Source organism: Agrobacterium pusense (genome assembly GCF_900102105.1).
Taxonomy (GTDB): Bacteria; Pseudomonadota; Alphaproteobacteria; order Rhizobiales; family Rhizobiaceae; genus Agrobacterium; species Agrobacterium pusense.
In genome coordinates, this window is record NZ_FNBB01000002.1 from 54,659 (window position 1) to 76,672 (window position 22,014).

A 22,014-nucleotide genomic window follows, 5' to 3' on the forward strand; every position below is an offset into this window, starting at 1 on the left:
CCTCAGTCCCTATCTCTCGGACAGGCAAACAGAGGTATGTTCATGGAACTCGGTCTTTACACTTTCGCGGATGTTAACCCGAACCCCGCCGATGGCCGGGGGCCGGAAGGCGCGCGCCGGCTCAGGGAGCTTCTGGAGGAAATCGAACTTGCCGACCAGGTAGGTCTCGATGTGTTCGGGCTCGGCGAACATCACCGCCCGGACTATGTTGTGTCCTCGCCCTCCACCGTGCTTGCGGCGGCGGCGGTGAAGACGAAGAACATACGTCTGACGAGCGCCGTTTCGGTGCTGAGTTCGGATGATCCCGTTCGCGTGTTCCAGCAGTTTTCCACCGTCGATCTCCTGTCGAACGGCCGTGCCGAGATCATGGCGGGGCGCGGCTCCTTCATCGAATCCTATCCGCTGTTCGGTTATGATCTGGAAGATTACGACGTGCTGTTTGCCGAAAAGCTCGATCTGCTGCTGGCGCTGCGCGAACAGGAAATCGTCACCTGGTCGGGCACCAAGCACCCGGCCATCAACGGTCGGGGCGTTTATCCGCGACCGCTGCAGGAACGTCTGCCTGTCTGGATCGCCGTTGGCGGCACGCCGCAATCTGTCGCCCGCGCCGGCGCCATGGGGCTGCCGGTAGCGCTCGCCATCATCGGGGGCGAATATCGCCGGTTCGCGCCGCTCTTCGATCTCTACCACGAGGCTGCCCGGCGGGCCGGTCAGGACAAGACGACGCTGCGCACCAGCATCAACGTGCATGGCTTCATTGCCGATACCACCGACAAGGCGGCCGATCAGTTTTACGGTCCGCAGGCGGAGGTGATGAACCGCATCGGCCGCGAGCGCGGCTGGGGGCCGACCAACCGCGCCCATTTCGATGCAGCGCGTGGCCCGGAAGGCAATCTTTTTCTCGGCGAGCCGGAGCTGGTGGCAGAAAAGATCATCAAGGCGCATGGGGTATTCAGGAATGATCGCTTCCTGCTGCAGATGGCCATCGGCCTGATGCCACATGATCAGATCATGCGCGGCATCGAGCTTTATGGTACGAAAGTCGCTCCGATCGTCAGAAAAGAATTGACGGGGAGCGCCGATCCGGTGAAAGCCACGGCCTCATGATTACCAAGGCGGGCGCCACGAGACCCGCCATTCACAATGACGGAAAGACATATGGTTATCTCCACCGACGAAGAACTGGTCATGCTGAAGGATATCGGCCGTATATGCGCCGTTGCCATGCAGACCATGGCGGATGCGCTGGAACCGGGCATCACCACGGCCGAACTGGATGCCATCGGCCGCAAGGTGCTCGAGGATAACGATGCGGAATCGGCGCCGGAGTTCTGCTACAAGTTTCCCGGTGCGACCTGCATCAGCGTCAACGAGGAAGTGGCCCACGGCATTCCGGGAGCGCGCATTATCAAGGCGGGCGACCTCGTCAATATCGATGTCTCGGCCGTGAAAAACGGTTTTTTCGGCGACACGGGTTCGTCTTTCGCCGTGCCGCCGGTCAAAAAGGAAATCGAGCGGCTGTGCCGCGATGGCAAGCGCGCCATGTGGACAGGCCTGCAGCAGGTCAAGACCGGCCGTCCCTTTGCCGATATCGGTAACGCCATCGGCGCTTTCGCCAAGAAAAACCGCTACACGCTGATCACCAATCTGGCGAGCCATGGCATTGGCCGTTCGCTGCACGAGGAGCCGAAGGAACTGGCGACCTGGCCGGACAAGGATGAGCGGCGCATCATGCAGGAAGGCATGGTCTTCACTGTCGAGCCATTTCTTTCGACGGGGGCTTACTGGGCGGAAGACGGCGATGATGATCCGTGGACGCTCTATAGCGATCCGAGCGCGCCGACGGTGCAATATGAACACACCGTGGTCGCGACCAAGAACGGGCCGCTGGTGCTGACGCTCGCGGACTGACGACGTCTCCTTTGCCGCCTCGTTTTCGCTGTCGGAGCGGGCGCGTGCCGCTTGTTTATCTCCCCGGCGGGGAGAAGAAATACGCGGCACTCTCGATGCTCACCGCGTGACCGATAACGACCGCTTATAACGCCGATCAAAATAACTCGCTTGTCCCTTATCCTCCCCGTTGCGATAAGCCATGCATGAGCATCGACAAGCCACTTTCCGCCAGACATCTGACAGCGCTCGGTTTCGCCGGTGCCCTGATGATGGCCTCCGCCATGGGCTTCGGCCGTTTTTCCTTTACGCCGATCCTGCCCGGCATGATGGCGAATGTGCCCCTGTCTGCGGGGGATGCGGGGATCGTGGCGGCTGGCAATTTTGCCGGTTATCTGGCGGGTGCGGTTCTCGCGGCCTATTCATGGGGCTCGGGACGGGAAAGGCTGGTGGCGCTGAGCGGCCTTTTTGCAACCGGAGCGCTTTTGTTGGCGATGGCGGCTTTCAATTCCGTCGCCGCTTTCACAGTCATCCGGTTTCTCGCCGGTATCGCCAGTGCGCTGACTATGATCTTCACCTCGCAGATCGTTATCGGCCATGCCGTCAAGGCCGGCAGGGACAATATCCAGGCGTTGCATTATGGGGGCGTTGGCGCGGGGATCGCAATCTCCTCGCTTGCGGTCTATCTCATCGGTGTCGTGTTCGATGGGGGTGGTGCCTCGTGGCGGGAGGAATGGATCGCCGGCGCCGTCTTCTCCTTCCTGACCTTTATGCTCGTCTTCAGGATATTGCCGGCAGGCCCGCCGCGGCATGCTTCCGCGGTGGCGGAACCGCCGCTCAGCTGGACACGACCGCTTTTCCTGACGACGTTGGCCTACGGTCTTTTTGGCTTCGGTTATGTCATTACAGCCACCTTCATCGTGGCGATAGCGCGCATGGCAGCAGCCGGTGTTTTCGTGGAGTTCCTCGCCTGGTTCATCACCGGCTGCGCCGCTGCGGTATCTCTGTTCCTCTGGAAGCCGCTATTGAGGGCGCAGGGGCTGAAACGTGCTTTCGTGATCGTTCTTGCCGTGGAAGCCGTCGGCGTCTTCGCCTCCGTGATACTGCCGCCCGTGTCCGGTGTACTCATGGGTGGTCTGCTCCTGGGGCTGACCTTCATGGTCATCACCGCTTACGGGCTACAGCTCGGCCGGGAATTTGCGGGTCCGAGCCCGCGTCGCGCCTTTGCGCTGATGACGGCCGCTTTCGGGACGGGCCAGATCGTCGGGCCGCTTGCCGCCGGCTGGATTGCCGAGGCGACGGGAAGTTTTACCGCGCCCAGCGTTCTCGCCTCCGCCGTGCTCGTCGTCAGCATTCTGCTGATGCTGCCGGTGCTCGCCACGGAGCGGCGTGGTTAAGGCCGCGGGTCGCCGTCTCTTCCCCTTTCATCCTGCGTTTCCGCTGGGTATCGTCCACGGACTCCGCCTTACATCTTGTTAAGGTCAGCGCTTCGCCGTTGCTGTGCACAAATTTCTGCCCTAGGTTCGGGCAATCTAGTGCTTCGCCAATAATGGCTGATTTCAAACGCGCGTGAGTTCGAAACGTGTTTCATTCCTTCTTTCCCAAACCGAAATTGTTCTTCACGTCTGCCTTCGTCTGGGCGATGGCCATGATCGGCGTTTGGTATGCCGGCGGCCGCAATTGGGGCGCCGCCATTGGCCTGCCGCCTTTGCCTGCCGGACAGGAGCCTGTCATCGGCGTTTCGGTTTTCTGGTCCACGCCGTTCCTGTGGTTCTACATCTATTATGCCGTTGCCGCGCTGATCTTTTCCGCATTCTGGTTCTGGTATCGGCCCCATCGCTGGCAAAACTGGTCAGTTCTCGGTTCGGCGCTTATTATTTTCGCAACGTATTTTTCGGTGCAGGTGAGTGTTGCGGTGAATGCCTGGTACGGGCCGTTCTACGACCTCATCCAGCAGGCTCTGGCGCGAACGGCGCCTGTTACGGCTGAGCAGCTATATATGGGGTCGCTTGGTTTCGCAGGCATTGCCTTCGTCGCGATCTTCGTTGGCGTTCTAAATCTGTTTTTCGTCAGCCACTACATTTTCCGGTGGCGCACGGCGATGAACGAATTCTACATGTCGAACTGGGATCGTCTGCGGCATATCGAAGGTGCCTCGCAGCGTGTGCAGGAAGATACGATGCGCTTTTCCTCCACGGTCGAGGGGCTGGGCGTGGGCTTCGTGCGCGCGATCATGACTCTGATTGCATTTCTACCTGTCCTGTTCACTTTCTCGGAAACCATCACGGACCTGCCGTTTTTCGGGACCGTGCCGCATGCGCTGGTATGGGCTGCGATCGTTTGGTCAGTGTTCGGAACCGTTTTCCTGGCGCTCGTGGGTATCAAACTGCCCGGCCTCGAGTTCCGCAATCAGCGCGTCGAAGCGGCGTATCGAAAAGAACTTGTCTATGGTGAAGACCATGAAGATCGCGCGGATCCCCTGACCATCAGCGAGTTGTTCGCGAATGTCCGGAAGAATTATTTCCGCCTCTATTTCCACTATCTCTACTTCAACGTCGCCCGCATCTTTTATCTGCAGGCGGACAACATCTTCGGCACACTGGTACTCATCCCGTCGATCGTTGCCGGCAAGGTAACGCTCGGGCTGATGAACCAGGTACTAAACGTCTTTGAACAGGTCCGTGGCTCGTTCCAGTACCTCGTCAACTCATGGACGACCATTGTTGAACTCCTGTCGATCTACAAACGTCTTAAAGCTTTCGAAGCGGCCATCGAAGGGCAGGAACTGCCTGAAATCGACCAGCGCTACCTGCTTCGGGAAGCAAGAGGCGGCGAGCTGGATGCTGATCGACCCTGACAAACAAAAAGGCGGCCAATCGGCCGCCTTTTTTTTCATGAAGAGGTTTCAGCCCTCGGTCTTCGCCTTCTTGCGCGCCTCGATCATCGGCATGGATTCAGCATAGCTCACACAGGCGACATCGGTCTTGTGGCAAACCTCGCGCAGCAGCCTTTCATAGGCGTTCCAGTAGGCGCCGCCATTCATTTTCACGAAGTGAAAGCCCATCTGCAGGGGAATGCGTTCGCCATTGTACTGCCTGTCGAAAGCGTTGCGGAAGGCAGTGTAGGCGCGCTCTTCGAACTCGCTCGAGCGATCGGGCGTTTCGACTCCGACGGAGTGGCGGATGAAGAGGTTGTAATCCATGGCAATGATCGGGCGGTTGCCCGGGCCTTCGGGTATCAGCGGCAGGCCGAAATGCTGGATACCTTCCCGCTCCACTGGCCATTCCGGTCCCTTGGTGATGCTGGTGGCGTCGTAAACGAAGCCGTGCTTTTTCTGCGCGGCGGTCAGCGCCGGACCCTGCGACAGATAGGGTGCACGGAAACCATTGATCTTTTTGACCATGTCGCGCCAGCCTTCGGGCTCCTCGCCCTTCTTGCCGATCATCTGCCAGGCGTTTTCCAGCGTGCTGGTGAAGGTGGTGAATTCGCCGTCCCACTGGTCGGCGGTCCATTGCCCGCCGTCGAAATGGCCGCAGGTGTGGTTGGCGATCTCGTGGCCTTCGCGATAGGCGGCCCAGATGTTTCTAAGCCTTGCCTCCACCTCGTCCGGCGACTGGCCGAAGCCGACATTGGAGCGGCCGGCCTTCTGGCCCGGTCCCTGATAGGTCTTTGCGCTGGTCTTGCGATCCATCACCAGCGTACAGGCGAGAAAATAGGTGAAATGCGCCCCGACTTCTGTCGCCGTCGTCCGGCTTCTTTCCCACAGGGTATTGTCGCCCGCACCGTCGAAGGAAACGATGACAAGCTGCTTCGGCTTCTGCACCTCCTGCGCAAAAGCGGGAAGGGCGGCGAGAAGCGACAGGGAAAAGGCGGCAAAGGGGCGAAACATCAGTCTTCCGTCATATGAACACCGTGGCCTTTTGCGGGTGGAATAAGGCGAAGCTTTGAATAGTCTGGCGTTTTCATGACTTTCAGCCTAATTCCTGTTCTTGACTGCGGTGATTGAGCCGCTTCGTTCCACTCCGGGGGCCGTGTTCCATGCTTTTTCTCGCACTCTGTCTTGCCTTGTTTTTGCTCACCCATCTCCTGAGGGTGATCGCACCGCAGTTTCGCGCGCGCATGATCGCGACGATGGGTGAAGGGCCATTCAAGGGCGTTTATTCCGTCGTCAGCCTCATCACGCTCGGCCTTGTCATTTACGCTTTCGGCGAAGCGCGGCAGGAGACGGGCATGCTATGGTATCCGCCGGTCTGGATGAGCCACATCGCCATTACCCTGATGTTGCTGGCGATGATCTGCCTCGTGGCCAGCCTGATCCCGGCTGGCCATATCGCAACGAAGACCAAACATCCGCTCATTCTGGCCGTCAAAATCTGGGCGCTCGCGCATCTTCTCGCCAATGGCGAAACGTCTTCGATCCTGCTTTTCGTGTCGTTCCTTGCCTGGGGCGTGGTGATGCGGATTTCGCTGAAGCGCCGGGAGCGGGCAGGTGAAAAAGTGGTCCGGGACTTCGTTTCAAGCCGCTACGATCTGGTGGCGGTCGTCGGCGGCATTGTTCTGTGGGGGGCTTTCATCCTGAAACTGCACGAATGGTTGATCGGCGTTCAGCCCATCGCCATGTAGGAAATCGACGTTTCCCCCTTACATATCAGGCAAAATAGGCTAGAAGGCCGACCATGACCCGGTTGGCCTTACTTTTGCCGATCCGGGTAAGCGGCTTGGTATGTCCGCGGACGGATGGATCGGGACACGATCTCCGCGCGGGTAACGGAGAATTTGATGGCAAACGAGAATGATACCTTTATCCGCGAAGTGAACGAGCAGATCCGCTCCGAGCAGCTGTCGCGTTTCTGGGGCCGTTACGGTATCGTGGTCGTGGGTGCCGCCGTCCTCGTTGTTCTCGGTGCCGCCGGTGCCGGCATCTACGAATACTGGAACACCAGCCGTGCCTCCAATTCCGGCGATCAGTTCCTGGCGGCCCTGACGCTCGCTTCCGAAAACAAGACGGATGAGGCGCTGAAGGCCTTCGCCGATCTCGAAACCTCCGGTCACGGCAACTATCCCGTTCTGGCGAAGTTTCGTTCGGCAACGCTGCTGTCACAGAAGGGCGATGCGGCCGGTGCGATCGCCGCCTTCACCGCGATTGGCAACGATAATTCCGCGCCGCAGGTCTTCCGTGATGCCGCCAAGGTTCGCGCCGCCTGGCTGCTGGTCGATAATGGCACCTATGATCAGGTGGCTGCGCTTGCCGAACCGCTCAGCACTGACGGCCAGACCATGCGCGCTTCCGCCCGCGAGGCGCTCGGTCTTGCCGCCTATAAGGCTGGCGATTTCGCCAAGGCCAAGCAATGGTTCGAGCAGATCGTCGGCGACACGCAGGCGCCGCGTAACGTCACCAATCGCGCGCAGATCATGCTCGATAACATCACCGCTTCGGGCAAGGCTGCCTAACGCCGCTGCACCGCCCGAGATCGCGCCGACAATCTTCGCATTGCCAAAGCGATCCAACGCATTATTTTACGCAAGTCCTTTGCCCAAAACAGGTAACGTTTTGGGCAGACGTGCTTTAAGGAACCAGGATCAATGAGCTTCACCGTCGCCATAGTCGGGCGCCCCAATGTCGGCAAGTCCACGCTTTTCAACCGTCTCGTCGGAAAGAAGCTGGCGCTGGTGGATGATACGCCCGGCGTGACCCGCGACCGCCGGCCTGGCGAGGCAAAGCTCGTCGACCTGCGTTTCACCATCATCGATACCGCCGGTCTGGAGCAATCCGGGCCGGAAACGCTTCAGGGCCGCATGTGGGCCCAGACGGAAGCGGCGATCGACGATGCCGACGTGACACTCTTCGTAGTGGATGCAAAGGCAGGCCTGACGCCGGCCGACGAGACGCTGGCGGAAATGCTGCGACGTCGCGGCAAGCCGGTGGTGCTGGTGGCCAATAAATCCGAAGCGCGCGGTTCCGACGCCGGTTTCTACGATGCCTTCACGCTCGGTCTTGGCGATCCTTGCCCGATCTCGGCCGAACACGGCCAGGGAATGATCGACCTGCGCGACGCCATTGTCGAGGCGATCGGCGAAGACGTCGCCTTCCCGCCGGAGGTGGACGAGGCGGAAACGGATATCGTTCTGCCACGCAGCGAGCCCGGCAGCGAGGACGAGGAAGACGAAGAGCCCGTCTATGACGAGACCAAGCCGCTGCGCGTCGCCATCATCGGCCGGCCGAATGCGGGCAAGTCGACGCTGATCAACCGTTTCCTCGGCGAAGATCGCCTTTTGACCGGCCCCGAAGCCGGTATCACCCGCGACAGTATTTCCGTCGAATGGGACTGGCGCGGCCGCACCATCAAGATGTTCGATACGGCCGGCATGCGCCGCAAGGCCAAGGTGACGGAGAAGCTGGAAAAGCTCTCTGTTGCGGATTCGCTGCGCTCCATCCGCTTCGCCGAAACCGTCGTCATCGTGTTCGACAGCACCATTCCGTTCGAAAAGCAGGATTTGCAGCTGGTCGATCTCGTCATCCGCGAAGGCCGCGCCGCCGTGCTCGCCTTCAACAAATGGGATCTCGTCGAAGACCCGCAGGCCTATCTGGCCGATCTGCGTGAAAAGACCGAGCGTCTGCTGCCGCAGGCGCGCGGCATTCGCGCCGTGCCGATTTCCGGACAGACGGGGTATGGCCTCGACCGGCTGATGCAGAATATCATCGATACCGACAAGGTCTGGAACCGCCGCATCTCCACCGCAAGGCTTAACCGCTGGCTCGACGCGCAGACCACGCAGCACCCGCCGCCGGCCGTCTCCGGCCGCCGCCTGAAGCTGAAATATATGACGCAGGTCAAGGCCCGCCCGCCCGCCTTCATGATTTCCTGCACGCGGCCGGAAGCCATTCCGGAGAGCTATACGCGTTATCTCGTCAATGGCCTGCGCAAGGATTTCGACATGCCGGGCGTGCCGATCCGCGTGCATTATCGCGGGTCGGACAATCCGTTTGAGAGCAAGGCGAAGAAGAGACGTTGATTTCGGCGTGAGACGTCGCGGCAATTTTCTTCTCCCTGCCGGGGAGAAGATGGCCCGAAGGGTCAGATGAGGGGGCAAGCTCTCCGTATATCGCTGGCCTAGCCCCCTCATCCCGCTGCCGCGGACTTCTCCCCCTCGGGGAGAAGAAACAAGCGGCGGACGCTCATCCAACGCCTTGTTTTGAAGAGTAAAAATCATGCTGATCAAGCAGACCGACTATCAGCGGATCTACCGCGTCATCAACAGCCTGCTCCTCGCCCAGAATGCCGATCCCGCTTCGGCCTCGATGTATTTCAGCACTTTCGGCGCCTTCATCCTGCAGCAGCACTACAAGGTGAAAGCGGTGCCGAAGGGCGGGCTTGCGGCCTACAATCTTGGCGGAAAGGTGCTCCTGTTCGCGGATCATCGCGACGATGGTTACGTGACAGGTGCGGGCGAGAATTTCCACTGCTGGATCGAGGCCGATGGCTGGGCGATCGATTTCATGGCGCCGGCTTTTGCCGATAGCGCCCGGGGGCTGTCGGTGCCGGCAAAAATGTTCCAGCGGCCACTCTCCGCCATGGCGGCATCCATCAACGATCTCGGCCAATCCGGCGATTTCTTCTATCGTTCGGAGCCTGAAGCAACAGCCAGGCGCTTTGCCGAATGGCACAAACAGGCGGCGATCGGAGATATGGCAAGCGTCGCCGCCAACTGGTTCCGCAAGTCACCCAAGCAGATGGCCGCATCTCTTTCGGTCAAGGACCGAGACGGAAAGGAACGGGCCGTGCCGCTGACGGGCGAATCTCTGGTCGGTGCCTGGTAGGCACCGGTTTATCGGACTAAAGGACGGCCAGCGTAATCTCGCGGCAGCCGCCTGACGTCAATCAGCAGCCCGACCCCGTTCTAAAGATAACGGCAGTCGCGTCCTGATCGCCTTGTGACATTCCCGATCGGTTTCGTCCACTATCCCTGAAGAAAATCTCGGGGATCGACTCATGCAAGTTGGGAGCGGGAGAGCAGCGGCAGCGATTTGCCAGCGGCATGAATGACATTGTCGAGGAATTGCCTGGATGCCTTTTCCCAGCTGTAGCTCCTGGAGAGCGCCAGCGCCGCCTGGGGCGAACAATGAAGGGCGGCAAGACAGGCATCGCGAAGATTGTCGTCCAGCGCTCCGGCCGCCGGGTTGCCGCCAAGGATGTCGATTGGTCCGGTAACGGGGAAGGCGGCCACGGGCACGCCGCTTGCCAGAGCTTCCAGAATGGTGTTGCCGAAGGTGTCTGTCTTGGACGGGAAAACGAAGACATCGGCCTGCGCATAGGCGTCGGCAAGATCCTCGCCGGTCTTGACGCCGGTGAAAAGGACGTCAGGGTATTTTTCCTGCAATTCATGGCGGGCGGGGCCGTCGCCGATGACGACCTTAGATCCCGGCAGGTCGAGATCGAGGAATTCCGGCAGGTTCTTCTCCACCGCTACACGTCCCACGGTCATGAAAATCGGTCTTGGCAGGTCGAAGGGCAGCTTTGCCTTCGGGCGGGGATGGAAAAGCTCGGCGTCGATGCCGCGGCTCCAGCGCTTGAGGTTGCGCACGCCGCGCGCCTCCAGTTCTGTCTCAAGGCTTGGCGTCGCCACCATGCAGGTATTGCCGCCATTGTGGAACCAGCGCACGAAGGCATAAAGCCAGCTTTCCGGCACGGGAAAGCGCGCCGCCACATATTCGGGGAAGCGGGTGTGATAGCTGGTTGAAAAACGCATGCGGTTCTTTACGCACCAGCGCCGCGCCATGAAACCCAGCGGCCCTTCTGTGGCAATATGCACGAAGGAGGGCTGGCTTTTTTCGATCTCCGCCGCCACGCGGCGATAGCCGGCAACCGAAAGGCGGATTTCCGGATAGGTGGGGCAGGGAATGCTGTAAAAACTCTGCGGCGTCACCATGCGCACGTCGACGCCGAGCCGCGCGAGTTCGGTATTGGTGTTTTCGATCGAGCGAACCACGCCGTTGACCTGCGGGTGCCAGGCATCTGTGACAATCGTGATTCTCGTCATGAACACCGATCCTGCTCATCTGCGCACGGGCGAATCCCCATTGCCCGGCTTCCGCCCGTATATGCGGCGCGCTTGTTACAGGATCATGTCAGGGTCTGTGACGGCTGCAAAACCTTGTTTGCTGGCCGGGCGTGGCGGCTATCCGACGAGAGGGAGCAATTCGGGGCTGATCAGCGCGCCGTGGTGGCCAATCACGGTTGCGGCGGCCCTTGCCGCAAAGGTGGCCGCTTCCTCCGGTGAGTTACCGGTCACGTAGCGGGCAAGGAAGGCGCCGTTGAAACTGTCGCCGGCGCTCGTCGTGTCCACCACCTCAACGGCCTTCATCGCCGGGGCATGGCTGTGGCTGCCGCCAAAATCGAGTGTTGCGCCTTTGGCGCCGTCCTTCACAACGATGTTTTCAACACCGAGCGAACGGTAACGGGCAATGGTCGCTTCCACGGAGGTATCGCCGAAATGGCTCGCCTCGTCGTCGAAGCTCGGCATGACAAGCGTCGCGGCGCGGGCGCCATTGGAGATCGTCTCCAGCATGATGTCCTTGTCCGCCCAGAGGCGCGGGCGGATGTTGGGATCGAAGACCACGAGCTTACCGGCCGCCCTGGCGCGGCGCAGTTCCGCAAGGAATGTATCGACATCATGGGCGGAGGCGAGGATGGCGAGCGTAATGCCGGAGAAATAGACGACGTCGGCGTTTTCGACCGTTTTGCGCAGGTGGTCCGCGTCCGCAGCGAGCTGTCTTGCCGCCGCGGCATTGCGCCAGTAGCTGAAGGTGCGTTCGCCGTCTTTCAGGTTGATCAGGTAAAGGCCGGGCGTGCCGCCCTTGATGCGGCGGATTTTTTCCGTGCCGATGCCGGCTTCCCCAATGAATGCCAGCATGTCTTCCGAAAGCGGATCGTCGCCGAGTGCGGTGAAATAATCGACGGACCAGTCCTCCGGCAGGCAGGCGCGCGCATACCAGGCGGTATTGAAGGTGTCGCCGGCAAAACCCTTACGCAGCAGCCCGTTGCCGGCCTGCGACAGTTCCACCATACATTCGCCAATCGACAGAAATCGTCCGCCCACGCCGTTATCCTCCCGTTTATTCCAGCCATGCGGCTTACGACGAGTGCGCGCTGCTGACAAGGTGGTTTTGGCCGTTTGTGCAGGTGCGAAGTTAAGGTTTACGCGGAGGCGGCTGCTTTATATTCTCTCCGTCAGACACGATCAGGAGATTGCCGATGACGTTATCCCATGCCCCGGTCCACAAACCCCAAGCGCAATCGGACTGGTGGAAGGGAGCGGTGATCTATCAGGTCTATCCGCGTTCGTTTCAGGACACGACGGGCGACGGCTATGGTGATCTCGCCGGCGTGACCAAGCGCTTGCCATACATCGCCTCGCTCGGTGTCGACGCAATCTGGCTTTCGCCCTTCTTCACCTCGCCCATGGCGGATATGGGCTATGACGTCTCGGATTATCGCAATGTCGATCCGCTGTTCGGCACGCTCACTGATTTCGATGCGCTGATGGCCGAGGCGCATCGTCTCGGCTTGAAGGTCATCATCGACCAGGTCATCTCGCACACGTCGGACCAGCATCCATGGTTCGTGGACAGCCGGGCGAGCCGGACGAACAGCAAGGCCGACTGGTATGTGTGGGCCAATCCCAAACCGGACGGCACGGCACCGACGAACTGGCTTTCAGTTTTTGGCGGGCCGGCCTGGGAGTGGGATGGTGTGCGCAAGCAATATTACATGCACAGCTTCCTGACGTCGCAACCGGACCTGAACTTCCACAATCCCGAGGTTCAGGATGCGCTGCTGGAAACGGTACGCTTCTGGCTGGATCGCGGCGTGGACGGTTTCCGGCTCGATACCGTCAATCACTATTTCCACGACAAGCTCCTGCGTGACAACCCGCCGCTGTTCGACGAGGAAAGCTTCGGGCTCGACGCTTCCGACGTCAATCCCTACGGCATGCAGGACCATCTCTATGACAAGACCCGGCCGGAAAATATCGGATTCCTGAAGCGCTTCCGCGCACTGCTCGATGAGTATGAGGGCCGCGCCACCGTGGGTGAAGTGGGTGACGGCGCGCGGTCGTTGAAGACCGTTGCTGCTTACACATCCGGCAACGACAAGCTCAACATGTGCTACACCTTCGACCTTCTGGGGCCGGATTTCACCGCCAAACACATCCGCGGGTCGGTCGAGACTTTCGGCAAGGTGGTGACGGACGGGTGGGTCTGCTGGGCCTTTTCCAACCATGACGTGGTGCGCCATCTCAGCCGGTTTTCGGAAGGCGCCGAAGAACAGACGCGGGTTGCCAAGCTTGCCATCTGCGTTCTCGCCAGCCTGCGCGGGTCCATTTGCCTCTATCAGGGCGAGGAACTTGGCTTGACGGAGGCTGAGCTGGCTTTCGCTGATTTGCGTGACCCCTATGGCATCCGCTTCTGGCCAGCCTTCAAGGGGCGCGATGGATGCCGCACGCCGATGGTGTGGGAAACAGGCAAGCAGAATTCCGGCTTTTCGACCGCTGAAAAACCGTGGCTGCCGGTGCCCTATGCGCATGCCATGCACGCCGCGGATGCGCAGGAACGAAGGCCGGACTCGATACTGAACCATTACCGGGCGGTTCTGTCGTTCCGGAAAAGCCATGGCGCGCTGCGTGACGGGGACATGACGTTCCTGAAAACAAATCTCGACGTGCTGGCCTTCACGCGTCACAAGGGCGAGCATACGCTGCTTTTCGTTTTCAACCTGACGCGCAAGCCGGTGGAGTTTCCCATCCCCAAGGGCATGAACGTGACGACAATCCTGCCGATGCCGGGTTTCGAGCCGCTGTTTGATGGCGGCATCGTCAAGCTTGAGGGGCTGGACGTGTTTTGCGGGAGCATTGAATGAGCGGGACTTTCGACGTCCGAAATGCTGGCGACTATCCGGATGACTGGTGCCTTCTGCGACACCGTCTCTGGCCCGATACGGCGCCTGAAGACCATCGGGCTGAGTTGCAGGACGTTTGCGAAACCGGGGCTGGATTTATCGTTCACGATCTTGCCGGATCGGCCATTGGTTTTGCCGAGGTCAGCCTGCGGCGGGATTACGTCAACGGCTGCGATACGTCACCCGTGGCGTTTCTTGAGGGAATCTACGTGGAGGAGGCGTTTCGCAGGCAGGGCGTCGCCGCCCTTCTGGTGGAGCAGGTGACCCGATGGGCCATCGACCAAGGCGTCAGCGAACTTGCCTCCGATGCCGATATCGCCAATCTCAGCTCCCATCGCATGCATGCGGCTCTCGGATTTGAGGAAACGGAGCGCGTCGTTTATTTTCGCAGGTCGCTGATCCCGAAGCGATAAGCTGCCTGTGCTGATCCGCGAAGAGTCTCTGGCTGCGGGGCGGGTTGCCACCGCCGCATGTGACGTCATGGCTTTGTCTTAACGTCGTAACGAAGCTATTTAAGTATATTCATAATTTAGAATGTTTATATTGTCGTTTTTCCTCCGCATAAATAATGGTTTCGCATTTATTTCGGCTGTACTGCAAGTCTTGGGCAAGCTTTCGGCGTCAAACATCGAGTCCTGCATATTTCCATCACCACTCGTTAGTGAAGCAGGAATTGTCATGTCCGTTTCAATCAAGAATTTCAATCGACCCAACAGCGGTAATACTAGGTCCTCAGGCGGCAAAGCCAAGGCTGCCCTTCCGTCCATCCGCGATGTATTTCCTGCCGGGAAATCGGCGGCCCGCACATCCTCATCGACGCCAGCGGCAAAAACCTCTTCGTCCGACTATATCGCGTCGCCCGCTTTCATGCGGAATCTGAAAGCGAAGCTCTCGTTGGCTGGCGACGATCCGGCGCAATATCTGCGCGCCCGGGCAATGGTAGGCGCTCTCGAGCGCGGGGCCCTGCAGGTTACCAATCCCACTCAGGGTAAAACGATCAATGCGTGGGATCCCAACCAGAAAAAAGCAACGCCGACCACAGCTACCGATACCGCCAAGACCAACTGGGTCGACTTCCTCAATACTCAACTGAAGCGCAGCGAAGACGGTGCGCTTTCCAAGGACGGAAACGGGAGTTACGTCGAAAAGGCGACGGGAAAAAATGCCTATTTCGGCAGGGTCGCGGGCAAATATTATTATGTCACCTGGCCTGCGGAGACGAAGGCATGAGGCCGCGCCAGCGGCCTCAAAAACGGAGGCGAAGCGTTCTTCGCTGCCGCTAGTCGCCAAGCCACCATCAGATCAGCGCAAACCGGTCCACATCCACCATGCCCATGTCGGAAATCTTGAGATGGGGGATGACGGGCAGGGGCAGGAAGGCGACCTGAAGGAAGGGTTCTTCCAGCGTGGTGCCCAGCGCATAGGCCGCTTTTCTCAGGGTGTGCAGCGTATCGCGAACGGTCTCGTAGGGTTCAAGGCTCATCAGCCCGGCGACGGGCAAAGCGATTTCGCCTGTCACCCTGCCGTCTTCCACCACGACAAAACCGCCCTTGATTTCGCCCAGCCGGTTAGCGGCCAGCGCCATGTCGTCTTCGCTCACCCCGACAACGCAGATATTATGGCTGTCATGGCCGACGGTGGAGGCGATGGCGCCCTTTTTCAGGCCGAAACCTTGAACGAAACCATTGGCATGGTTGCCGTTCTTGCCGTGGCGTTCGATGACGGCGACCTTGATGATATCGTTTTCGAGATCGACGGTGGTCTGGTTGCCGTCCGTCGGCAGTCTGTAGCGACGGTGCTCGGTAATGATTTTGCCTGGAAGCACGCCCATGACAGGGCTTTCGCCTTCCGTGACCGGCACGCCAAAATGCGAGGCGAGCACGGGTCTTGCCTTGACGCTGTCGAGACCGACCGGTGCGACCGGTTTGCGCGTGGTAAAGAGCGCATCGTTGACGATCCGGCCGCCGGAAAGAACCATGCTGGCTTTGCAGCTTTGCAGACTGTCGATCACCACGAGATCGGCGCGCCAGCCCGGCGCGACCAGGCCGCGATCGCGCAGGCCAAAGGCTTTGGCGGCGGAAATAGAGGCGGCGCGATAGATGGCGAGCGGTTCCACGCCGCTGGCGATCGCGGTGCGGATCATGTAGTCGAGATGGCCCTGTTCGGCGATGTCGAGCGGGTTGCGGTCATCGGTGCAGAGCGCCAGATAGGGCGACAGCCGCTCGGTTATGATGGGCATCAGGGCATGCAGGTCTTTCGAGACCGAGCCTTCGCGCACCAGAATGTGCATGCCCTTGCGGATTTTCTCCAGCGCTTCCGTTGCACTCGTGCATTCATGCTCGGTGCGGATGCCGGCAGCGAGATAACCGTTCAGCGCTGTTCCGGAAAGAAGCGGTGCGTGCCCGTCGATATGCTGGCCCTGAAAAGCCTCCAGCTTCGCCATGCACACCGGGTCCTTGTGGATGACACCGGGGAAATTCATGAATTCAGCAAGGCCGATGACCTTCGGGTGGTTCCGGAACGGCAGCAGCTTTTCAATCGGCAGGTCGGCGCCAGCGGTTTCCAGGTGAGTGGCGGGCACGCAGGAGGAAAGCTGCACGCGGATGTCCATGATGGTTTCCATGGCGCTGTCGAGGAAGAACTGAAGCCCCTCCACCCCGAGCACATTGGCAATTTCATGAGGATCGCAAATGGCGGTGGTGACGCCATACGGCAAAACGCAGCGATCGAACTCATGCGGTGTCACCAGCGACGATTCGATATGGAGATGCGTATCGATGAAACCGGGGACGACGATTTTGCCGGAAATATCGATTTCCCGGTAACCCTCATAGCTTTCACCGGTTCCCACGATCGTATCGCCACAAATGGCGATATCCGAGGCAACGAGTTCTCCGGTGACGAGATCGAAGAAGCGGCCGTTCTTGAGAACCATGTCTGCCGGTTCACGGCCCGTACCCTGGTCGATGCGCTTTTCAAGTCTGGAATTCATGCGGCTTTCTTCGGCTCCTGATTTACGTCGTATGCGAGAATCTTCATCATTTACATTCGAGGGTTGTTTCTGGATCTATTCGAATTGATTCTTTGAGTTTTAAATATATCGAGAGTAAAAAATTTTCATATTTGTGGTATCTAATCTTCAAGGTTCAAGTTTAGGCGGGATTGGGAAGGCTTGACTTCACCTTTATATTTCATTCGGTTGTGCGCCGGCATTTTTACGAATTGCAGTTTTAGGTTATATTCCCGGGAAGGAAAATAAAAGCGTCTGATGCTCAAACGAATTTCCACCCAGCAACTGACACTTGGCATGTTTATCGAAGCGGTCGAAGGAACGCTTTCGAATCAGGGATTTTTAAAGCGGCACCGCTTTCTTTTGCGGCAGGAGGAATTGATGCGGCAACTGAAATCAAGCGGCGCTGAAAGCATCATCATCAACACGGCCAGGGGATACGATACCGAAGGCGGCAGGCGTTCGGCTGCGGTTTCGCTGGCGCCGGATAATTGCCCGGAAACCATTGCCGCCGTAACCCATGCGGTCCGATCAGCCGCAGGCACTATTTCCGAGACCTTTGCTTCCGCAGAAGCCGGCGGCCTTGTGTCGCTGAAGGGCATGGCGGCGGCGGCGGGCAAGATTTCCGATGCCGTGCAGTCGAACCCGGCGATCTTCATCGGGGTCACCCGCCTGAAATCGAAAGATGAAACGACTTTCGTGCACTCGGTTTCCGTCAGCGGGCTGATGATCCTCTTCGGTAATTATCTGGGGCTCGACCGCGGAACGGTCGATCTGCTCGGCGTCAGTGGCCTGCTGCATGATATTGGCAAGGTGGAAATCCCCTCGTCCATTCTCAACAAGGCGGATGGGTTGAGCACCGACGAACGCAAAATCATCAATCTCCACCCGGCATTCGGGCGGGAAATATTGTCGCGAAACGAGCAGATGCCTGAGATGGTGCTTGATGTCTGCTTCAATCATCATGAGCGAATTGACGGCGGCGGTTATCCCAGCGGGCGTGCCGGCAGCGAGATCAGCCTTTACGCGCGTATCGCGGCCATCTGCGACGTTTACGACGCCGTGACTTCGGTCAGACCCTACAAGAAGCCATGGACGGCGAATGACGCGCTGACCTGGATGCTGCGTCGGGAGGGACACTTCGACCTGCAGCTGCTGAAGAAATTCGCGCTTTGTATTTCCGCTGCGCTGCCGAGGGGTTAGTTGCCGAGGATGATCGCCATGTTCAGGCTGTCGATATAGCGCCCGTCGATCAGAACGGCATCGCGGGCCCGGCCCTCATGCACAAAGCCGATTTTTTCGTACAGCGCTATGGCTCTGGCGTTGTCCGCATGCACGCTCAGCTCGACACGATGCAGCCCGCCTTGACGGGCGGAATCGAGCGCTCGCCGCATCAGCTGCGCGCCAAGTCCCTTGTCACGGTAGGCTGGTAGGATACCAATGCCGAGTGTGCCGCAATGGGCGCGGGTTGCTCTGTCCTGGCGCCGAATGTCGCACCAGCCCGCCACTTCGCCATCCGCAACTGCAACGAATTGCGGATGGTTGTTTTCGATCATGTCGAGAACGAAGGCGCGCACCGCATCGAGCGGCGGCGCCTCCAGGAAGCTCAGATATTTCCGCTCGCGCGATACCGCATCAAGGGCACGATGAAAGCTCTCAACGTGCTCCACCCGTATCGGCTCGATGTTGGTGGTGCCGGCGGCAGCCATCACGCGGCTTTCGTCTTCGCCTTGCGGGTCAGATGCACCACCACGTTCTCGATCATGCGCATGCCGGCGTCCTGGCCAAGCGTCATGATCGATTCCGGGTGGAACTGAACGGCAGCCACGGGTTCCTTGGCATGTTCGATGCCCATGATCGTGCCGTCCTCGCTTTCGGCCGTGATGATGAAATCACGCGGCAGGGTGGAGGGGTCGGCAAAGATCGAGTGGTAACGGCCAACGGTCACTTCCTTGCCGAGACCGGAGAAGACGAGGCCCGGTTCCAGCACGCGGATGCGCGAGGGTTTGCCATGCATCGGCACCGCAAGCTGGCGAAGCTCGCCGCCATAGGCTTCCGCCAGAGCCTGAAGGCCGAGGCAGACGCCGAAGACCGGCAATTCGCGGGCGCGGGCCGCCTTGATCGTCGCCTTGCAGTCGAAGTCCGTCGGGCTGCCCGGTCCGGGGGAAAGCACGACGAGATCGGGCTGGAAGCGATCGAATACGTCGGCTGCGACCGGCGATCTGACGGTGGAGACGGTCGCACCGGTCTGGCGGAAATAATTCGCCAGCGTGTGGACAAAGCTGTCTTCGTGATCGACAAGCAGGATCTTCACACCGGTACCGACCTTAGCCGCATCGCGCTTGGTGGAAGCGGCGTTGGTGGCTTTCGCGTCGCGAATGGCTGATATCATGGCGGACGCCTTGAGTTCGGTTTCGGCTTCTTCTTCCTGCGGATTGGAATCGTTGAGCAGGGTCGCACCCGCACGCACCTCGGCAATGCCGTCCTTGATCCGGATGGTGCGCAACGTAAGTCCGGTGTTCATGTCGCCGTTGAAGCCGACCATGCCGATGGCGCCGCCATACCAGGCGCGCGGGCTCTTTTCATGGCCTTCGATGAAGCGCATGGCCCAGAGCTTCGGTGCGCCGGTGACGGTCACGGCCCAGGCGTGGCTGAGGAAGCCGTCAAAGGCGTCCATATCGTCCCGAAGGCGGCCTTCAATGTGGTCCACCGTGTGGATGAGGCGCGAATACATCTCGATCTGGCGGCGGCCAATGACCTTGACCGAACCCGGTTCGCAGACGCGGCTCTTGTCGTTGCGGTCCACATCCGAACACATGGTCAGTTCGGACTCATCCTTCTTCGAGTTGAGCAGCTTCAGGATCTGCTCGCTGTCGGCAATCGGATCGTCACCGCGCTTGATGGTGCCTGAGATCGGGCAGGTCTCGATGCGGCGGCCGGAGACGCGCACGAACATTTCCGGCGAAGCGCCGACCAGATATTCCTGATGGCCGAGATTGATGAAGAAGGAGTAGGGGGACGGGTTGATCGCCTTCAGGCGGCGCGAAATCGCCGACGGGTTGCTTTCGCAGCGTTCCATGAATTTCTGGCCGGGGACGACCTCGAACAGATCGCCGCGGCGGAAGCTTTCCTTGGCCTTCACGACAAGTTCGGAATATTCGCCGGGACGATGATCGCCCTTGGGCGGGATCGTATCGGTTGTCTTGAAGGGATCGGGTGCTATGTCCGAGGACTTGCCGTCCGTCGTCACGCCGCCCTTTTCGAAATCGTAACGGTCGATCCAGGCCTTGGCGGAATAGTGATCAACGACCAGGATTTCATCGGGCAGGAACAACACCATGTCGCGCTGGTCTTCCGGGCGTGCCAGCGACAGCTTGATGGCATCGAACTGGAAAGCGAGGTCGTAACCGAAGGCGCCGAACAGGCCGATTGCCGAATCCGCGTTCGAATAGAAGAGGTCGACTATGGCGCGCAGCGCAGTGAAGACGGTCGGGATTTTTGAGCGTTCTTCTTCGGTGAAGACGCGGTCCGGTTCGTTGACGGTAAGATCAAGACGACGCGTGGTGGAAGCGCCGAGCGTGAGATCGGGCGTCGCCTTCAGCTTTTCGGTGATGAAGGAAAGCAGTACTTCGCCGCGGCCATTATAGGCCTCAATCCACATCTTGCGGCCAAAACAGGAAATTCCGAGCGGTGGGTCGATGATGGCCGTGTCCCAGCGCGTGTAGCGGCCGGGATATTCATAGTTGGACGAGAAAACTGCGCCGCGATGGGAATCGAGCTTTTCGACATAATTGTCGATGGCGTTGGCATAGTCGGCAGGCCGGCGCTTTCGGCTGACCTTGATGTCGCCTTTCGTCTCGTAGGTTTCCGCTCCGTCATCCTGAATGATCGTTACCATTTCTTTCGCACTTCCCGTTGTTCAGGCCCGATGACAGGCGGCAAGATAACAAAAAAGCCGCCTGAAAATTCGGGCGGCTTGGACTTTGTCTGAAGACATGACTGGTCAAGGCCGCGTAAAGCTGCTCCACCACCAGTTAGCAATGTTCTTAGACACGATGTTCATGCGAAAATTGTTAGCGTGCACGATCCGCCTTGGCAAGCGGATTTCGGCAGGGGAATGAACCTTACGGGCCGCCGCGGCGTTGCACCCCTGCCGAAACGGTCAGGAGTGCCCCGTAAAATGCTTCATCGCCTGTGTCTTCTGGTAACCACCCTCGCACTGATTTCTGCCTCTGAACCGCCGGCGCAGGTGCCGGTGCCGCAGCCGAAACCGGGTGAGGGGCAGTCCTCCACCCCCTCGGAAAAGCCATCCGACGAGACGCCGCAAAGGCCGGCGGAAGCACCCAAACCCGTTCCCAAGCCGCAGCCCGAGGAGAAGCCGGTCGCGAAACCCGATGCTTCCGGAAACCAGCAATCCGATGGTGAAAAGACACCCGCAGACAACGGTTCCGATGACGCCAAGAAGGAAGGCGAGGACAAGGATGGCGTGGAGCAGAAGAAACCGACTGTCGAAACGGCGAAACCTGACGAGAAGCCACCGGAGCCGGTGAAGCCGGAGGACCCGGCCGCACTCCAGGCATGCCTTGCCTCGTTGAAGGGGATTGGTGCAGAGTTCAAGCAGCTTGAGCCGATCCGCGATACGGAACAGGGGTGCGGCATCGACGCGCCTGTCGAGCTTTCCGTGGTTCTCCCAGGCATCAAGCTGGAGCCATCGGGGACCATGCGCTGCGAAACCGCGCTTGCCCTTTCACGCTGGACCAAGGAGATGATGGTGCCGGCGGCCGCTCTGGCTTTGCCGGAGAAAAAGGTGACGGCCATCGCCAATGCCTCGACCTATATTTGCCGAAACCGCAACAGCGCGGAAAACGGCAAGATTTCCGAACATGCCAAGGGCAATGCCGTGGATATTTCCACCATTTCCTTCGATAAGGGCGAGCCGCTGGTGATGAAGCCGCGCGGTGAGGACGGGACGCCGGAAGGCGCTTTCCAGCGCACGATTACCGCTGCCGCTTGCCTGTTTTTCCGCACGGTCCTTTCGCCCGGCAGCGATGCTACCCATCAGGATCACCTGCATCTCGACGTGCTGGAGCGAAAAGGCGGCTATCTCTATTGCCGCTGACAAAAAGGGGCGACCCGAAAGGCCGCCCGACTGGAGTT

General features: G+C 59.6%; 19 protein-coding genes. 13 read left to right on the top strand and 6 right to left on the bottom strand.

The genetic code is table 11. The features are described from left to right. Positions 1-42: 42 nt before the first annotated feature. The 4 genes from BLU28_RS04880 to bacA all read left to right on the top strand — a co-directional run bounded on the left by BLU28_RS04880 (position 43) and on the right by bacA (position 4,747). Positions 43-1,107: an LLM class flavin-dependent oxidoreductase gene (locus BLU28_RS04880; RefSeq protein ID WP_004443085.1), complete on the top strand. Its 1,065-nt coding sequence runs from the start codon at positions 43-45 to the stop codon at positions 1,105-1,107. Positions 1,108-1,158: 51 nt separating this feature from the next. Next, a complete protein-coding gene (gene map / locus BLU28_RS04885; RefSeq protein ID WP_004443083.1) occupies positions 1,159-1,911 on the top strand; it encodes a type I methionyl aminopeptidase in 753 nt (250 codons plus the stop codon). 185 nt (positions 1,912-2,096) lie between these two features. Further along, positions 2,097-3,287, top strand: a complete 1,191-nt coding sequence (locus BLU28_RS04890; RefSeq protein ID WP_035211115.1) for an MFS transporter — start codon at positions 2,097-2,099, stop codon at positions 3,285-3,287. Positions 3,288-3,472: 185 nt separating this feature from the next. Continuing rightward, positions 3,473-4,747: a bacteroid development protein BacA gene (gene bacA, locus BLU28_RS04895; RefSeq protein ID WP_006699415.1), complete on the top strand. Its 1,275-nt coding sequence runs from the start codon at positions 3,473-3,475 to the stop codon at positions 4,745-4,747. A 48-nt stretch (positions 4,748-4,795) separates the two neighbouring features. Here bacA and BLU28_RS04900 read toward each other — a convergent pair whose 3' ends face one another. Beyond that, complete coding sequence (locus tag BLU28_RS04900) at positions 4,796-5,779, bottom strand: polysaccharide deacetylase family protein (RefSeq protein WP_035211113.1); 984 nt, start codon at positions 5,777-5,779, stop codon at positions 4,796-4,798. A 149-nt stretch (positions 5,780-5,928) separates the two neighbouring features. On the opposite strand from BLU28_RS04900, the gene BLU28_RS04905 reads away from it, so the two are divergent. From BLU28_RS04905 to BLU28_RS04920, 4 genes are all read left to right on the top strand, one after another. Further along, positions 5,929-6,513, top strand: a complete 585-nt coding sequence (locus tag BLU28_RS04905; RefSeq protein ID WP_035211111.1) for an NnrU family protein — start codon at positions 5,929-5,931, stop codon at positions 6,511-6,513. A 156-nt stretch (positions 6,514-6,669) separates the two neighbouring features. Beyond that, the gene (locus BLU28_RS04910; protein WP_004443073.1) at positions 6,670-7,341 is read left to right on the top strand and encodes a tetratricopeptide repeat protein; all 672 of its coding nucleotides are present in this window, start codon (positions 6,670-6,672) and stop codon (positions 7,339-7,341) included. Positions 7,342-7,473: 132 nt separating this feature from the next. After that, positions 7,474-8,904 carry a ribosome biogenesis GTPase Der gene (gene der / locus BLU28_RS04915; protein ID WP_004443070.1) on the top strand — a complete coding sequence of 477 codons (1,431 nt, stop codon included), beginning with the start codon at positions 7,474-7,476 and terminating at the stop codon, positions 8,902-8,904. Positions 8,905-9,100: 196 nt separating this feature from the next. Beyond that, positions 9,101-9,709, top strand: coding sequence for a DUF2026 family protein (locus BLU28_RS04920; RefSeq protein ID WP_077987365.1), 609 nt, complete (start codon positions 9,101-9,103; stop codon positions 9,707-9,709). Between the two features lie 170 nt (positions 9,710-9,879). On the opposite strand, the gene BLU28_RS04925 is transcribed toward BLU28_RS04920, so the two are convergent. Together BLU28_RS04925 and BLU28_RS04930 are read right to left on the bottom strand one after the other, a co-directional pair. Next, complete coding sequence (locus BLU28_RS04925; RefSeq protein ID WP_004443066.1) at positions 9,880-10,929, bottom strand: bifunctional monoglucosyl/glucuronosyl diacylglycerol synthase; 1,050 nt, start codon at positions 10,927-10,929, stop codon at positions 9,880-9,882. Between the two features lie 138 nt (positions 10,930-11,067). Then, positions 11,068-11,988, bottom strand: coding sequence for a sugar kinase (locus tag BLU28_RS04930; RefSeq protein WP_168247039.1), 921 nt, complete (start codon positions 11,986-11,988; stop codon positions 11,068-11,070). A 155-nt stretch (positions 11,989-12,143) separates the two neighbouring features. Between BLU28_RS04930 and bglA the strand changes: the two genes are divergently transcribed. The 3 genes from bglA (at position 12,144) to BLU28_RS04945 (ending at position 15,077) form a co-directional block, all read left to right on the top strand. Further along, complete coding sequence (bglA, locus tag BLU28_RS04935) at positions 12,144-13,808, top strand: beta-galactosidase BglA (protein ID WP_077987367.1); 1,665 nt, start codon at positions 12,144-12,146, stop codon at positions 13,806-13,808. Continuing rightward, on the top strand, positions 13,805-14,260 hold the full coding sequence (gene aac(6'), locus BLU28_RS04940) for an aminoglycoside 6'-N-acetyltransferase (protein WP_077987368.1): 456 nt from the start codon (positions 13,805-13,807) through the stop codon (positions 14,258-14,260). Before bglA ends, aac(6') begins: the two co-directional genes overlap by 4 nt. Before the next feature lie 130 nt (positions 14,261-14,390). After that, complete coding sequence (locus tag BLU28_RS04945) at positions 14,391-15,077, top strand: hypothetical protein (protein WP_234794373.1); 687 nt, start codon at positions 14,391-14,393, stop codon at positions 15,075-15,077. A 67-nt stretch (positions 15,078-15,144) separates the two neighbouring features. On the opposite strand, the gene ade is transcribed toward BLU28_RS04945, so the two are convergent. Next, positions 15,145-16,839, bottom strand: coding sequence for an adenine deaminase (ade, locus tag BLU28_RS04950; protein WP_077987370.1), 1,695 nt, complete (start codon positions 16,837-16,839; stop codon positions 15,145-15,147). A 276-nt stretch (positions 16,840-17,115) separates the two neighbouring features. Here ade and BLU28_RS04955 point away from each other — a divergent pair, with 276 nt between their 5' ends. Then, on the top strand, positions 17,116-18,060 hold the full coding sequence (locus BLU28_RS04955) for an HD-GYP domain-containing protein (RefSeq protein WP_035211098.1): 945 nt from the start codon (positions 17,116-17,118) through the stop codon (positions 18,058-18,060). Here the strand turns inward: BLU28_RS04955 and BLU28_RS04960 are convergent. Both BLU28_RS04960 and BLU28_RS04965 read right to left on the bottom strand, forming a co-directional pair. After that, complete coding sequence (locus BLU28_RS04960; RefSeq protein WP_035211096.1) at positions 18,057-18,566, bottom strand: GNAT family N-acetyltransferase; 510 nt, start codon at positions 18,564-18,566, stop codon at positions 18,057-18,059. The two genes, BLU28_RS04955 and BLU28_RS04960, sit on opposite strands and share 4 nt — an antisense overlap. Next, complete coding sequence (locus BLU28_RS04965) at positions 18,566-20,755, bottom strand: anthranilate synthase (RefSeq protein ID WP_035211094.1); 2,190 nt, start codon at positions 20,753-20,755, stop codon at positions 18,566-18,568. Before BLU28_RS04965 ends, BLU28_RS04960 begins: the two co-directional genes overlap by 1 nt. 282 nt (positions 20,756-21,037) lie before the next feature. Here BLU28_RS04965 and BLU28_RS04970 point away from each other — a divergent pair, with 282 nt between their 5' ends. Continuing rightward, positions 21,038-21,976 (top strand): extensin-like domain-containing protein, encoded by a 939-nt coding sequence (locus BLU28_RS04970; RefSeq protein WP_060942401.1) that lies wholly within the window; start codon positions 21,038-21,040, stop codon positions 21,974-21,976. The last annotated feature ends 38 nt before the right edge of the window (positions 21,977-22,014 follow it).